The sequence below is a fragment of the Ruegeria sp. BHSA123 genome (assembly GCF_059613425.1).
This window is the reverse complement of the sequence record NZ_JBXWSL010000024.1, coordinates 15,481-28,661: the sequence shown is the minus strand read 5'-3', so window position 1 is coordinate 28,661 and position 13,181 is coordinate 15,481. Positions and strand designations below refer to the sequence as shown.

General features: G+C 58.0%; 13 protein-coding genes. 7 read left to right on the top strand and 6 right to left on the bottom strand.

The window, feature by feature from the left end:
• Window position 1 precedes the first annotated feature (1 nt).
• Window positions 2-442 carry a MarR family winged helix-turn-helix transcriptional regulator gene (locus tag AC2FNC_RS13090; protein ID WP_480474789.1) on the top strand — a complete coding sequence of 147 codons (441 nt, stop codon included), beginning with the start codon at window positions 2-4 and terminating at the stop codon, window positions 440-442.
• A 23-nt stretch (window positions 443-465) separates the two neighbouring features.
• Here the strand turns inward: AC2FNC_RS13090 and AC2FNC_RS13085 are convergent, their stop codons facing one another.
• Both AC2FNC_RS13085 and ubiG read right to left on the bottom strand, forming a co-directional pair.
• On the bottom strand, window positions 466-960 hold the full coding sequence (locus AC2FNC_RS13085; RefSeq protein WP_480474790.1) for a hypothetical protein: 495 nt from the start codon (window positions 958-960) through the stop codon (window positions 466-468).
• A gap of 36 nt (window positions 961-996) precedes the next feature.
• Window positions 997-1,743, bottom strand: coding sequence for a bifunctional 2-polyprenyl-6-hydroxyphenol methylase/3-demethylubiquinol 3-O-methyltransferase UbiG (ubiG, locus tag AC2FNC_RS13080; protein ID WP_496715553.1), 747 nt, complete (start codon window positions 1,741-1,743; stop codon window positions 997-999).
• Window positions 1,744-1,791: 48 nt separating this feature from the next.
• Here ubiG and pip point away from each other — a divergent pair, with 48 nt between their 5' ends.
• The 6 genes from pip (at window position 1,792) to infB (ending at window position 9,098) form a co-directional block, all read left to right on the top strand.
• Complete coding sequence (pip, locus tag AC2FNC_RS13075) at window positions 1,792-2,769, top strand: prolyl aminopeptidase (RefSeq protein WP_480474792.1); 978 nt, start codon at window positions 1,792-1,794, stop codon at window positions 2,767-2,769.
• The gene (locus AC2FNC_RS13070; RefSeq protein ID WP_480555267.1) at window positions 2,766-3,587 is read left to right on the top strand and encodes an ABC transporter substrate-binding protein; all 822 of its coding nucleotides are present in this window, start codon (window positions 2,766-2,768) and stop codon (window positions 3,585-3,587) included. Before pip ends, AC2FNC_RS13070 begins: the two co-directional genes overlap by 4 nt.
• A gap of 160 nt (window positions 3,588-3,747) precedes the next feature.
• Entirely contained in the window at window positions 3,748-4,338 is a 591-nt protein-coding gene (rimP, locus tag AC2FNC_RS13065; RefSeq protein ID WP_480606548.1) for a ribosome maturation factor RimP, read from the top strand.
• Complete coding sequence (nusA, locus tag AC2FNC_RS13060; RefSeq protein ID WP_496715552.1) at window positions 4,338-5,957, top strand: transcription termination factor NusA; 1,620 nt, start codon at window positions 4,338-4,340, stop codon at window positions 5,955-5,957. The genes rimP and nusA overlap by 1 nt, the downstream gene beginning before the upstream one ends.
• A gap of 22 nt (window positions 5,958-5,979) precedes the next feature.
• Window positions 5,980-6,603 (top strand): RNA-binding protein, encoded by a 624-nt coding sequence (locus AC2FNC_RS13055; RefSeq protein ID WP_480474799.1) that lies wholly within the window; start codon window positions 5,980-5,982, stop codon window positions 6,601-6,603.
• A gap of 8 nt (window positions 6,604-6,611) precedes the next feature.
• Window positions 6,612-9,098, top strand: coding sequence for a translation initiation factor IF-2 (gene infB, locus AC2FNC_RS13050; protein WP_480555262.1), 2,487 nt, complete (start codon window positions 6,612-6,614; stop codon window positions 9,096-9,098).
• 66 nt (window positions 9,099-9,164) lie between these two features.
• Here infB and AC2FNC_RS13045 read toward each other — a convergent pair whose 3' ends face one another.
• The 4 genes from AC2FNC_RS13045 to AC2FNC_RS13030 all read right to left on the bottom strand — a co-directional run bounded on the left by AC2FNC_RS13045 (window position 9,165) and on the right by AC2FNC_RS13030 (window position 13,172).
• Window positions 9,165-9,992 carry an alpha/beta hydrolase gene (locus AC2FNC_RS13045; RefSeq protein WP_480555260.1) on the bottom strand — a complete coding sequence of 276 codons (828 nt, stop codon included), beginning with the start codon at window positions 9,990-9,992 and terminating at the stop codon, window positions 9,165-9,167.
• 3 nt (window positions 9,993-9,995) lie between these two features.
• Window positions 9,996-10,880: a tryptophan 2,3-dioxygenase gene (locus AC2FNC_RS13040; protein ID WP_480494561.1), complete on the bottom strand. Its 885-nt coding sequence runs from the start codon at window positions 10,878-10,880 to the stop codon at window positions 9,996-9,998.
• Window positions 10,881-10,944: 64 nt separating this feature from the next.
• Window positions 10,945-11,973, bottom strand: a complete 1,029-nt coding sequence (gene tdh / locus AC2FNC_RS13035) for an L-threonine 3-dehydrogenase (RefSeq protein WP_480476882.1) — start codon at window positions 11,971-11,973, stop codon at window positions 10,945-10,947.
• Between the two features lie 14 nt (window positions 11,974-11,987).
• Complete coding sequence (locus AC2FNC_RS13030; protein WP_480606558.1) at window positions 11,988-13,172, bottom strand: glycine C-acetyltransferase; 1,185 nt, start codon at window positions 13,170-13,172, stop codon at window positions 11,988-11,990.
• Window positions 13,173-13,181: the final 9 nt, after the last annotated feature.

The following is a 13,181-nucleotide window of genomic DNA, read 5'->3' as shown; positions in this document are numbered from 1 at the left end:
AATGACAGACGACACCAATGCCCTTGCGGTCACGCTGTTCAGCGAGATCCTGACCGCCGACCAGCTATTGCGGAACCGGCTTAGCCGCGTGCTGCCCAAGGGCATGGAAATCTCGCATTTCTCGGTTCTGAACCACCTGGCTTTTGTCGCGGATGAGCGCAGCCCGGCGCAGCTGGCCAACACGTTCCACGTCACCCGCGGCGCGATGACCAACACCTTGGCCAAGCTGGAATGGGCCGGATACATCCACATCCGACCCGATTGGGACGATGCCCGCCGCAAGATGGTGGCGATCAGCCCCGCCGGTAAACGCGCGCGGGATCAGGCGATTTCCTCGATTGCCCCGTTGATCAACCGCGTGGTCGGAGAGTTGGGGGACGACCGTGTTCGTTCGACACTGCCGGTGCTGCGGGATTTGCGGTTGCAGTTGGAGCAAGGTTGAGACGCAAGATCACGGCCGTGATTTTAGTCTTCTTGCCGAAGCGTGTTCCAATCGACGTGTGGCCCAATCTGTTCCAAGAATGTGGTGTCGATAAATCTATCTTTCCTCAGTTCCTTTTTGCATCGCTCTAGATACTCCTTGATGAAGCTAAACACTTCTTCGTTTGTGGCGTTCGCGGGAATGTTGAGATCTGCGGCGAGTTTATAAGTCTTGTACAAAAAGACTTTCCGTCTGGTTAAGACCGCACGTTTCTTTTCAGCGCTAAAATATTCACCAAGAACTTGTGACCCGCGAAAATAAAGCCGGATGTAGCCGATGATTTCGTTGAAATCCCACGTTCCGTACTTCAGCCGTTGATGTTCGACTCGCATTTTGCGATTCCGCGAAAGGATGTCTTCAGGAATGTCTGATCCTACTATTTCTCTCATGTCGCGATCAATCTTCGCGCTCAATTGTTGCTGGTACTTTTCTTCTTTCAAGCGATAGACCGGAACATCAAAAAATCTTTTGCCCCACATCGACAGGTTTTCCTAATTTGGTTTTCGTGACTACCTTTACCCCGGTTTCACACTTGCCGTCACATAGTTCACGCTTAAATCCCGGTCCGAAATCGACCAGCTCCACAGGATCGGGTTGAACACGAATCCCTTGCGGTCCACCGGCTCGACCCCCGCTTGGCGCAGCAGGTCGAACAACTCGTCAGGGGTGATGAACTTGTTCCACTCATGCGTGCCGCGCGGCAGCCAGCGCATTACCACCTCGGCCCCGAAAATAGCCATCGCATAAGATTTCGGGTTGCGGTTGATGGTTGAGCAGATCAGCAGCCCGCCGGGCCTGAGCAACTGCTGCGAGGCGGTCAGGAAACCTGCCGGGTCGGCCACATGCTCGACCACTTCCATGTTCAGGACCACGTCGAACTGCTCACCCGCGGCGGCCATGTCTTCGGCTGTGGTGTGGCGATAGTCGATCTGCAAACCGGACTGCTCGGCATGGATACGCGCAACAGGCAGGTTGCCTCCGGCGGCATCGGCCCCGACGACCTCGGCCCCCAGACGCGCCATCGGTTCGCTCAGCAGACCACCGCCACAACCGATATCCAACAGGCGCAGACCTTCGAACGGTTTCCGCACTTTCAGATAGCGGTCGAATTCACCGGCGATCTGCTGTGTGATATAATCCAAACGGCAAGGATTCAGCATGTGCAAGGGTTTGAATTTCCCATGAGGATCCCACCATTCCGCCGCCATCGCTTCGAATTTTGCGATCTCGGATGGATCCACCGTGTTCGGATGCGCTTGCATTCCTGTCTCCGTATGCTCTTTTACGCTTAAGGACTATATAGGGCCATAATGGACAAGTACCCGGACCAAAAGCGCGCAGTTCAATATCTGTACCCGCCGATCGACCCGTTCGACCAGCGTATGGTCGATATGGGCGACGGGCACCGTATCTATGTGGAACAATGCGGTAATCCCGAAGGCATACCGGTGCTGATCCTGCATGGCGGTCCGGGTGGCGGTTGCAGCCCTGCAATGCGCCGCTACTTTGATCCGCGTGTCTACCGGGTGATTCTATTTGATCAGCGTGGGTGTGGCCGGTCTCGCCCCACGGCTTCGGTTGAAAACAACACGACATGGCATTTGGTGGCCGACATTGAACGGTTGCGCGACCTGCTCGAGATTGATGAATGGATAGCTTTTGGCGGCAGCTGGGGCGCGACCCTTGCCTTGATCTACGCGCAGTCGCATCCCGACAGGGTCAGCCGTTTGGTGCTGCGGGGCGTGTTTCTGGCAACTCAGGCTGAACTTGACTGGTTTTATGGCGGCGGAGTGGGGCGTTTCTGGCCGGAGCAGTGGCAGAAATTCACCGCGCTTTTGCCCGAGGCCGAGCTGAAGGACACCATCACCGCCTATAACAAACGCCTGTTCTCGGGGGACCGCGCGACCGAGACCCTGTATGCGCGGGCATGGTCGCACTGGGAAAATGCGCTGGCATCGATCCATACGAACGGATCAGTGGGCGAAAGTCCCGGCGAATACGCCCGTACATTTGCGCGGCTCGAGAATCACTATTTCTACAATAAGGTGTTTCTGGAAAAGGATGGGCAGATCCTAGATCAAATGGACCGGATCGCTCATATCCCGGGTCACATCGTGCAGGGGCGATACGACATGATTTGCCCGCCGCAGGCCGCCTGGTCGCTAAGCGAACGCTGGCCGAATGCCGAGATCAAGATGGTACGTCAGGCCGGTCATGCGCTTTCTGAACCTGGGATCAGCGCAGAACTGATCCGGATCATGGATCGCGTGGCGGAGGGTTTGGCATGACACGCATCGACCGCCGTGCCTTGTTTGCTTCGGGTGCCGCCGCCGCGCTGCTTGCCGCGACAGGCGCGTCTCTGGCGGACAGACCCGAGAAAGGTGGAACGCTGCGATTGGCCGTGCCGCGCGACGACAGTCTTGAGCAGGTGGCGCGCGGTGCTGTTTTCGACACGCTGACCGAGATCGCCCCGGATGGCACTTTGCGGGGCGAGCTTGCGACGGGCTGGCAAACCGACGCCGATGCGAGGGTCTGGAGCTTTGATCTGCGCAATGATGCGGTGTTCCACGACGGCGCGCCTTTGGACATCTCAGACGTTGCGACCGTATTGGCCGAAGTCGGGTATACCGAGGCATTGACCGCCAACCGTTTGCGGCTGGAACTGGCCGAGGCAAATCCGGGCCTTCCATTCCTTTTGGCGGAAAGTCGTTTTGTCATTGCCCGCAATGGCGAAGGCGTCACGCCGCTACACAGGGCCAACGGTACGGGTTGCTACCGTGTCGAGCGCGCCGAAGACGGGCGACATTTCCTGGGTCGCCGTGTTTCGGGACATTACAAGGACGGTCAGGCCGGTTGGGTCGATGCATTCGAAGTGATCGTTATTCCCGATGCCCGTGTCCGCGCCGAGGCATTGCGCGATGGCTACGTCGATATTGCGGCTTTCCCAGATCCGTCCGAGATCCGCAGTACGCGCGGTCTTCGCTTCCATCCTTCCGAGACCGATATGGCACTGGCCGTTTCTGGGACGGTGGGATTGCCGCGGCAGATTGCCGGACGCACGGTTCTGGACGACGGTCGTATCGCTGAACGGTGGTGGATCGTGTAATTCCGGGTGATACTTCTGTCGGGGGTTGCAGACTCGGATCATCCTGCGTATATGCAGTTTCAACAGCGGCGCGTTGGACTTCCGGTCCAAGGCTCCACCGGAAAATTCGACGGGCCGCGCGCCCGTTTTTTTGTGCCCGATTGACAGGGTAGAGAACCTGATGACAAACGACCTGATAGCCAAAGCTGCCATCGACCGGCGACTTGCCGAGATCATCACCCCGGTGATCGAAGACCTGGGGTATGAGCTGGTCCGTGTCCGGCTGATGAGTGGCAAGCAGACCACGCTGCAAATCATGGCTGACAAACCTGAAGGCGGCATCGAAGTGGATGACTGCGCCGAGATTTCGAATGCGGTCAGCGCCACCCTGGATGTGGAGGACCCGATCCTCGACGCCTATACGCTTGAGGTGTCCAGCCCCGGTATCGACCGCCCCCTGACGCGCCTCAAGGATTTTGAGACTTTTGAGGGGTATGAGGCCAAGATCGAAACCTCTGAACTGATCGATGGCCGCCGCCGGTTCAAAGGGGAACTGGCCGGGATCGAAGGGGAAGAGGTTCTGATCAATATTCCCGAAGGGTCCGAGACGATCACAATCGGCCTGCAATTCGACTGGCTGAGTGATGCCAAGCTGGTCCTGACCGATGATCTGATCAAAGAAATGCTGCGCCAGCGCAAAGATATGGGCGCCCTGAACGAAAAAGCTTTCGACGAGATTGAGACCGAAGGGTCCGAAGAGGAGACGAACTGATGGCAATTACCTCAGCCAACCAGCTGGAGCTGCTGCAGACTGCCGAGGCCGTGGCCCGCGAAAAGATGATCGACCCCGGTCTGGTTGTCGAAGCGATGGAGGAATCGCTCGCCCGCGCTGCCAAGAGCCGCTACGGCGCCGAGATGGACATTCGCGTGTCGATCGACCGCAAGACCGGCAAGGCGACATTCACCCGTGTGCGCACCGTGGTCGAGGATGACGAGCTTGAGAACTATCAGGCCGAATTCACCGTCGAACAGGCCAAACAGTACATGGAAGACCCGCAGGTCGGTGACGTTTTTGTTGAAGAAGTGCCGCCGGTCGAAATGGGTCGGATCGCGGCGCAGTCCGCCAAGCAAGTGATCCTGCAAAAGGTCCGCGAAGCCGAGCGTGATCGTCAGTATGAAGAATTCAAGGATCGTGCGGGCACCATCATCAACGGTGCCGTCAAGCGCGAAGAATTCGGCAATGTTATCGTCGATCTGGGCGGTGCCGAGGCCGTTCTGCGCCGCAACGACAAGATTGGGCGCGAAAGCTATCGCCCGAATGATCGTGTGCGCGCGTATATCAAGGAAGTCCGCCGCGAAGTGCGTGGCCACCAGATCTTCCTGTCGCGTACCGCTCCGGAATTCATGGCCGAGCTGTTCAAGATGGAAGTACCGGAAATCTATGACGGTATCATCGAGGTCAAGGCCGTGGCCCGTGACCCAGGTTCACGCGCCAAGATCGCCGTAATTTCCTATGACGGCTCGATTGATCCCGTTGGCGCTTGCGTTGGTATGCGCGGCAGCCGCGTACAGGCCGTTGTGAACGAACTGCAGGGTGAGAAGATTGACATCATCCCGTGGAATGAAGACCAACCGACCTTCCTGGTTAACGCGTTGCAACCTGCCGAGGTTTCGAAGGTTGTTCTGGACGAAGAAGCAGGCAAGATCGAGGTTGTGGTTCCTGAAGAGCAACTGTCTCTTGCAATCGGTCGTCGCGGTCAGAACGTGCGTCTGGCAAGCCAACTGACCGGCCTGGACATCGACATCATGACCGAAGCTGAAGAATCAGCACGCCGTCAGAAGGAATTCGAATCTCGTACCAAGCTGTTCATGGACAGTCTGGATCTGGACGAATTCTTTGCGCAGCTGCTGGTGTCCGAAGGCTTCACCAATCTCGAAGAAGTTGCCTATGTCGAGATTGATGAACTTCTGGTCATTGACGGCGTCGATGAAGGCACCGCGCAGGAACTTCAGACCCGGGCGCGTGAATTCCTGGAAGCCCAGGCCAAAGCCGCTCTGGATGCCGCGCGCGCATTGGGTGCCGAGGATAGCCTCATTGAATTCGAAGGCCTGACACCCCAGATGGTAGAGGCTCTGGCCAAGGACGATGTGAAGACGCTGGAAGACTTCGCAACCTGTGCAGACTGGGAACTGGCCGGTGGCTGGACCACAGTTGACGGTGAACGCGTCAAGGATGATGGCGTTCTGGAGCCCTTTGGCGTCACGCTCGAAGAAGCACAAGGCATGGTCATGACTGCGCGTATCCTGTTGGGTTGGGTTGATCCGGCCGAGCTGGAGCAGGCGGAAGAAGACATAGACGGCGACGCAGCAGACGAGGAGGTCGAGGCCTGATCTCAGGTCTCGGGTGGCGCGTATGGGTCGCGGTGGCGTCCATAAGGATCGGTCTGACGGACCCGAACGCAAGTGCATCGCCACAGGCGAGGTTCAGCCTAAATATGGCTTGATCCGCTTTGTGACGGGGCCGGATGGTCAGGTCTTTCCGGATGTCGCGGCAAAGTTGCCGGGGCGGGGCGTTTATGTGGCGGCGGATCGTGCCGCGCTGGACAAGGCCATTGGCAAGAAACTGTTTGCGCGGGGGTTCAAGGCACAGGTGACCGTGCCTCAGGACCTGACGGCAGAGGTTGAAAAACAGATCGCGCGCCGTGTGATTGAGTTGCTCAGTCTGGCGCGCAAGTCCGGCGACGCGGTTGCCGGGTATGAAAAGGTCAAGTCGTGGCTGGACCGGGAAGAGGCTCAGGTGCTGATTCAGGCCACCGATGGATCGGGGCGCGGCAAGTCGAAGCTCAGTACGCCGCACTTAGGAAAATACATCGGTTGGTTGACGGCAGACGAATTAGGGCAAGCATTTGGGCGCCAAACGGTGATTCATGCGGCCTTGGCCTCTGGCGGACTCGCCAAACGTGTTGTAGAGGAAGCGCAGCGCCTGCGTGGCTTGCGCGAAACGGATGACGGCGGCAAGGGCCGCGCGGAAGGGTAAGAAGCTTTATGAGCGATAGTGACGGCAAAAAGACATTGGGTCTTCGTGGCGGGGCACGCCCCGGAAATGTGAAACAGAGTTTCAGCCACGGACGCACCAAGAATGTCGTGGTGGAAACCAAACGCAAACGCGTGGTGGTCCCCAAGCCGGGCGCGGCAAAGCCGGGTGGCGGTGCCGCCCCTTCGGGTGATCCGTCGCGTCGTCCCGCAGGTATTTCCGACGCGGAAATGGCGCGCCGTATGAAAGCTTTGCAGGCTGCCAAGGCCCGCGAGGTCGAAGAGGCCGCTGAACGCGAAGCCGCTGAAAAGGCACGCGAAGAAGAACGTGTGCGCCGCCGTGCGGAACAGGAAGCGAAAGAGCGCGAGCAGCGTGAAGCCGAAGAGCGCGCCCGTCAGAAAGCCGAAGATGAAGAGCGCAAGCGCGTGGAGGCTGAAGAAGAAGCCAAGCGTGCTGCTGTTGCTGCTGTCGCTTCGCCGGCCCCTGAAGAAGCCAAAGCTGCACGTAGCCCGGCCAGCAAACCTGCGCCTGCAGCCGCGCCTCGCAAGCAGGATCGCGAACGCGAACAGCGCGGTCGTGGCAAGGGCCGCGAAGACAACCGTCGTTCAGGCAAGCTGACACTGGGTCAGGCCACTGGTGACGAAGGCAGCCGCCAGCGGTCGATGGCAGCGATGAAGCGCAAGCAGGAACGCGCCCGTCAGAAAGCCATGGGCGGTTCGGTCGAGCGTGAAAAGGTGATCCGCGACGTACAACTGCCTGAGGCGATCATGGTCTCAGAACTGGCCAACCGTATGGCCGAGCGTGTGGCTGACGTGGTCAAATCGTTGATGCAGATGGGTATGATGGTCACGCAAAACCAGACCATCGACGCTGATACTGCCGAACTGATCATCGAAGAGTTTGGCCATAAGGTCACACGCGTCTCTGATTCGGATGTTGAGGACGTCATCAAAGAGGTCGAAGACAGCGAAGACGATCTGAAGCCTCGTCCGCCCGTCATCACCATCATGGGTCACGTCGACCACGGGAAAACATCGCTGCTGGATGCAATCCGCGATGCGCGCGTTGTGGCTGGTGAGGCCGGTGGCATCACCCAGCATATCGGTGCCTATCAGGTGAAAACCGATGGTGGATCGACGCTGACATTCCTGGATACACCCGGCCACGCGGCGTTTACCTCGATGCGCTCGCGCGGTGCTCAGGTGACCGATATCGTGGTTCTGGTTGTCGCTGCCGATGACGCGGTCATGCCGCAGACAATCGAGGCGATCAATCACGCGAAGGCGGCCAAAGTGCCGATGATCGTGGCGATCAACAAGATCGACAAGCATGATGCAAATCCGGACAAGGTGCGCACCGATCTGTTGCAACACGAGGTGATCGTCGAGAAAATGTCGGGTGAGGTTCAGGACGTAGAAGTGTCCGCCATCACCGGTCAGGGTCTGGACGAGCTGCTGGAAGCCATCGCATTGCAGGCCGAGATTCTGGAACTGAAAGCCAACCCCGATCGCGCAGCCCAGGGTGCCGTGATCGAGGCGCAGCTGGATGTAGGCCGTGGTCCGGTCGCGACCGTTCTGGTTCAGAACGGCACGCTGCGTCAGGGCGATATCTTTGTTGTGGGTGAGCAGTACGGTAAGGTCCGTGCGCTGATCAATGACAAGGGTGAACGCGTTCAGGAAGCGGGTCCTTCGGTTCCGGTCGAGGTTCTGGGTCTCAATGGCACACCGGAAGCCGGTGACGTTCTGAACGTGACCGAGACTGAAGCACAGGCGCGCGAGATCGCCGCCTACCGCGAGCAGGCCGCCAAGGACAAACGCGCTGCCGCCGGTGCCGCTACCACCCTTGAGCAGCTGATGCAGAAGGCCAAGGAAGACGAAAGCGTCACCGAACTGCCGATTCTGATGAAAGCGGACGTGCAGGGTTCGGCTGAGGCCATCGTTCAGGCGATGGAGAAGATCGGCAACGACGAGGTACGCGTGCGCGTATTGCATTCGGGCGTGGGTGCAATCACCGAAACCGATGTCGGTCTTGCCGAGGCCTCGGGTGCTCCGATCCTGGGTTTCAACGTGCGGGCCAATGCGTCTGCCCGGAACACGGCAAACCAGAAAGGTGTCGAGATTCGCTATTACTCGGTTATCTACGATCTGGTGGACGACGTGAAAGCTGCCGCATCGGGTCTGTTGAGCGCCGAGATTCGCGAGAAGTTCATCGGTTACGCCGAAATCCGCGAAGTCTTTAAGGTCACCGGCGTTGGCAAGGTTGCCGGCTGTCTGGTTACCGAAGGTGTGGCGCGCCGTTCCGCCGGTGTCCGCCTGCTGCGCGACAACGTGGTGATTCACGAAGGCACGCTGAAAACACTGAAGCGTTTCAAGGACGAAGTGGCCGAGGTTCAGTCGGGTCAGGAATGCGGTATGGCATTCGAGAACTACGATGACATTCGCGCAGGCGACGTGATCGAAATCTTCGAGCGCGAAGAAGTCACCCGCACGCTGGACTAACCCGGCATAAGTTGAAAACGAAAAACAGCGACCCCCTTAGGCCGCTGTTTTCATTTGTCGAGGCGCTTATTTTGTTTGGGGCAGAAACGTAGCTGAATGCATGATGATATCGAAATGATGCATTCCTTGCGCGAGCATAAAGCTGACAGAGTGTCCGGACTTTCGCAGCCTTTCGGCATAGTCACGGCTTTGGCGAATGAACTCATCCGTATCCCGTTCGGCCACCGAAACATGGTATCGAGGACCGGGCCGGGGCAGATTGCGGATGGGTGACAGATCGTTGACCTCGACCGGTGTCAATTGCAGCGGATCGTTCACCGACATCAGGCTGATCGGTTCCAGGTCGTATATGCCGCTGATCAGAAGCACATCCCGCACCCGGAGCCCCGCTTTGGCAAGGGCGTCTGATGAGGTTGCCATCACCATCGCCGCCAGATGCGCGCCTGCACTGTGACCTGACAGGGTGATCCGCGACGGGTCGAACCCCAACTCCTCAGCCTGGGCCGCCAGCCACAACAACGCGTCACGGCACTCGTCGATCATGTCGCCAATCCGGGCATCGGGTGCCAGCGTGTAGTTCACAGTCGCAAAAGCTTGCCCGTGTTCCAACAGCCCCGGCGCCATCAGAGACGACTCATTCTGGCTGAGCGCCTGCCAGTACCCGCCGTGAATGAAGACGTGCAGGGGTGCCTTGTCATCGCGAGCGGGAAAGAAATCCAAAACTTGAAGGGGGCTGTCACCATAAGCCAGACTTTCCCGTACCGGAAAGTCGGCCCGCGCCTGAGCACTCAGCGCCTGATAACTGGCAAGATAGGGGCTCAGGTCGCCGCCGATCATTGTGCTGGGAGAGTACTCCCGCTCCAGATCGGATTGCGAAAATCCTCGATACAACATGTCTTAGTTCTGCCCGCTATACATCAATTCCGTACGCACGTCGTAAAGGTCGTGGAAAAACCGCAGCTCTAGCGCCTTTCGCAAAAAGGCCACGCCGCTTGAGCCACCAGTGCCAGGTTGCATCCCGATCACGCGCTCAACCGCGGTGGCATGGTCAAAGCGCCAGCGTTGAAACAAACTTTCCACATCCATCAGCTTTTCGGCCAAAGCATAAAGATCCCAGTATTTTTCAGTGTTTCGAAACACCTCCACCCAAATTTGCACCACGCGCGAATCGCCGGAATAGGGTTGGGCGTAATCGCGTTCGATCAGATCTTTGGGCACATCGAACCCTTGGCGGGCCAACATGTGCAACACCTCGTCATAAAGCGACGGTTTGGTCAGTGCGGCATTCAGCATCTCCATCACCTCTGGGTCATGCGTATGGACCTTCAGTGTTGAGGCATCCTTGTTGCCGAGAATGAATTCGATCTGCCGATACCCGTAGCTCTGAAACCCTGACGAGCTGCCAAGAGCCTGCCGAAACGTCATATAGTCGGCAGGCGTCATGGTCAGCAGGGTTTCCCAAGCCGCAATCAACTGCCGTTGAATGGCCTTGATTCGGTCGAGGTTTTTCATGGCTGGGCCAAATTCATCCTGTTGCAGAAAACGGCGCACCTCGACCAGTTGGTGGTGCATCAGTTTCAGCCACAGTTCGCTGACCTGATGGATAATAATGAACAGCATCTCGTCCGGCTGCGCAGGGTCCTGAAAGGTCTTTTGCAGATTCAGCAGCGTTTTGAGTTGCAGAAAATCTCCATAGCTTTTGCGATGTGTCTCGGCGAAATCAGTGATCAGAGTGTCTTCGACACCTCTTTGCAACAGACGATCGTCTTTGTTCTCGCCCATCTCATGCCTCCGTTGTGCGATCCTTGCACCTGTCTAGGCGTTGAGTTCGTAACTTTCCAGCGGGTTAGGTCCAGTCAAGGACAACCTTGCCTGAGAGGCCGGATTTCATCGCGGCAAAACCATCCGCGAAATCATCAACCGCAAAGCGATGCGTGATCACGCGGGACACATCCAAGCCATTTTGCAGCATGGCGATCATCTTGTACCAGGTCTCGAACATTTCGCGACCATAGACACCCTTGATTGTGATCGCCTTGAAAACGATACGCGACCAGTCGACTGGAGATTTCCCCGGCGGTATCCCCAGCAAGGCGATTTTCCCACCCATCACAAGCGCTTCGACCATCTGGTCAAGCGCGGCTTGTGAGCCGGACATTTCAAGCCCCACATCAAAGCCTTCTTTCATTCCTAGCTGTGCGATGACATCGTGCAAATCTTGTTTGGAAACATCAACGGTCCGCACCGACGGCACGACATGTTCCGAGAGTTTCAATCGTTCAGCGTTTATGTCGGTAATCACCACGTTACGGGCACCTGCATGGCGGGCAACGGCGGCGGCCATGATGCCAATGGGTCCTGCGCCGGTGATCAGGACATCTTCGCCCAGAAGATCGAAGCTTAACGCGGTGTGTACCGCATTGCCCAGCGGATCAAGGATTGCCCCGATCTCATCCGGGATATCATCCGGTAGGGGAACAACATTGAAGGCAGGCAGTTTCAGGTATTGCGCAAACGCGCCCTGTTCATTCACCCCGATCCCGCGCGTGCCGGGGTCGAGGTGAAACTTGCCTGCGCGGCTTTGACGGCTTTCAGTGCCGATCAGATGCCCTTCGCCGGAACAGCGCTGCCCAACGTTCAGGCCGGTTACGTTGCGCCCAATCTCAACGATTTCCCCAGCGAACTCATGACCAGTGATCATCGGAACCGGAACGGTGTGAGAGGCCCACTCATCCCAGTTCCAGATGTGAATGTCGGTACCGCAAATTCCGGTCTTGTTGATCTTGATCAGCACCTCATCCGGCCCGATTTCCGGGACCGGGGCCTGTACCATCCACAACCCCTCTTCGGGTTTCGACTTTTCCAGCGCTTTCATCGTGTTGGGTCGCATCAGATCACCCCCAGTTCCTTGCCGACTTTGCCAAAGGCCGCCAGAGCGCGGTCCAGTTCGTCCCGCGTCAGGGCGGCGTTCATCTGTGTTCTGATCCGCGCCTGCCCGCGGGGAACAACAGGAAAGAAGAAGCCCGAGACATACACGCCCTCGTCAAACAGCTTGGTGGCCATCTCTTGTGCCAGCGTCGCGTCGCCCAGCATGACAGGGATGATCGGATGTTCGCCGGGCAAAACGTCAAAGCCAAGCTTTTCCAAACCGGCACGCCAGTACTTTGCGTTTCCGAACAACTGCGCGCGTAGAATGTCGCCTTCTTCGACCAGGCGGATCGCCTCAATCCCTGCGGCGACGATGGATGGCGGCAGCGAGTTCGAGAAAAGATAGGGCCGCGCCCGCTGCCGCAGCAGGTCGATCACTGGCTGCGGCCCGGCGATGTAGCCGCCGATTGCCCCCCCAAGTGCCTTGCCCAAAGTTCCAGTCAGAATGTCGACATCAACACCAAAGTGATCCGGTGTTCCTGCACCGCGCGGCCCCATGAAGCCCGTTGCATGGCAATCATCGACCATCACGATGGCGTCGTATTTGTCAGCCAGTTCGCGAATTTTCGGCAGGTTGGCCAGATAGCCATCCATCGAGAACACGCCATCGGTTGCGATCATGATGTGACGCGCGCCATCCTCGCGCGCTTGCTTCAGCCACGCTTCCAGGTCGTTCATGTCATTGTTCAGATAGCGATAGCGCTTGGCCTTGCACAGCCGCACCCCGTCAATGATCGAGGCGTGGTTCAGACTGTCCGAAATGATGGCATCTTCAGGCCCCAGCAACGGTTCGAACAGCCCGCCATTGGCATCAAAGCAGGCCGCAAACAGGATCGCATCGTCCTTGTTCAGGAACTTCGCCAACCGCTGTTCCAGTTCACGGTGAATATCCTGCGTCCCGCAGATGAACCGGACCGAGGCCATACCGAATCCTTTCGGACCCATCGCATTTGTTGCGGCCTCGATCAGCGCGGGGTGATCCGCAAGACCCAGATAGTTGTTGGCGCACAGGTTGATCACCCGTTTGCCGCCAACCGTAATCTCACCGCCCTGAGGCGAGGTGATCATTCGTTCGCGCTTATACAGCCCCTCGGATTCGATCTGCGCGAGTGTGTCCGTGATGTGGGACAGGAATGCATCTGCCATGGCGACCTC

What these genes read in the sequence shown, in the direction of transcription:
- AC2FNC_RS13090 (WP_480474789.1), top strand. Translation starts at nt 2, where the DNA reads ATGACAGACGACACCAATGCCCTTGCGGTCACGCTGTTCAGCGAGATC.
- AC2FNC_RS13085 (WP_480474790.1), bottom strand. Translation starts at nt 960, where the DNA reads ATGTGGGGCAAAAGATTTTTTGATGTTCCGGTCTATCGCTTGAAAGAA.
- ubiG (WP_496715553.1), bottom strand. Translation starts at nt 1,743, where the DNA reads ATGCAAGCGCATCCGAACACGGTGGATCCATCCGAGATCGCAAAATTC.
- pip (WP_480474792.1), top strand. Translation starts at nt 1,792, where the DNA reads ATGGACAAGTACCCGGACCAAAAGCGCGCAGTTCAATATCTGTACCCG.
- AC2FNC_RS13070 (WP_480555267.1), top strand. Translation starts at nt 2,766, where the DNA reads ATGACACGCATCGACCGCCGTGCCTTGTTTGCTTCGGGTGCCGCCGCC.
- rimP (WP_480606548.1), top strand. Translation starts at nt 3,748, where the DNA reads ATGACAAACGACCTGATAGCCAAAGCTGCCATCGACCGGCGACTTGCC.
- nusA (WP_496715552.1), top strand. Translation starts at nt 4,338, where the DNA reads ATGGCAATTACCTCAGCCAACCAGCTGGAGCTGCTGCAGACTGCCGAG.
- AC2FNC_RS13055 (WP_480474799.1), top strand. Translation starts at nt 5,980, where the DNA reads ATGGGTCGCGGTGGCGTCCATAAGGATCGGTCTGACGGACCCGAACGC.
- infB (WP_480555262.1), top strand. Translation starts at nt 6,612, where the DNA reads ATGAGCGATAGTGACGGCAAAAAGACATTGGGTCTTCGTGGCGGGGCA.
- AC2FNC_RS13045 (WP_480555260.1), bottom strand. Translation starts at nt 9,992, where the DNA reads ATGTTGTATCGAGGATTTTCGCAATCCGATCTGGAGCGGGAGTACTCT.
- AC2FNC_RS13040 (WP_480494561.1), bottom strand. Translation starts at nt 10,880, where the DNA reads ATGGGCGAGAACAAAGACGATCGTCTGTTGCAAAGAGGTGTCGAAGAC.
- tdh (WP_480476882.1), bottom strand. Translation starts at nt 11,973, where the DNA reads ATGAAAGCGCTGGAAAAGTCGAAACCCGAAGAGGGGTTGTGGATGGTA.
- AC2FNC_RS13030 (WP_480606558.1), bottom strand. Translation starts at nt 13,172, where the DNA reads ATGGCAGATGCATTCCTGTCCCACATCACGGACACACTCGCGCAGATC.